This is a genomic window from Paenibacillus sp. 2TAB23 (genome assembly GCF_052115165.1).
GTDB lineage: Bacteria > Bacillota > Bacilli > Paenibacillales > Paenibacillaceae > Pristimantibacillus.
On the sequence record NZ_JBFRGD010000088.1, the window covers coordinates 1 to 389 of the forward strand.

General features: G+C 55.8%; 1 protein-coding gene. It reads right to left on the reverse strand.

Annotated features, from left to right (window positions below):
• A partial coding sequence (locus AB4Z29_RS32425) for a hypothetical protein (RefSeq protein ID WP_441946967.1) occupies positions 1–319 on the reverse strand: 319 nt, incomplete at its 3' end.
• Positions 320–389: the final 70 nt, after the last annotated feature.

Sequence of the window (389 nt, forward strand, 5' to 3'; positions counted from 1 at the left end):
ACCAACAAGTTTTCACCAACAAGTTTTCCAAATCCGTCGCATCTCCTGCCGGAATAATCGCGGCTTCGAACGTAGCCATTACCGCTTCCAAATCGGCGACGGCATCATCCAACTGACCCTGAGTTTGGTTCTCCGCATCGTCGGCAATCGCTCGCGCGGCGTTGATCGCTGCCTGCAAAGTGCTGCGATCGCTCGCCGACGCTTGTCCTACACCTGTGCCTTCGGGATGGTCCGCCAGCATCTCGGTTGCATCCACCAACAAGTTTTCCAAATCCGTCGCATCTCCTGCCGGAATAATCGCGGCTTCGAACGTAGCCATTACCGCTTCCAAATCGGCGACGGCATCATCCAACTGACCCTGAGTTTGGTTCTCCGCATCGTCGGCAATC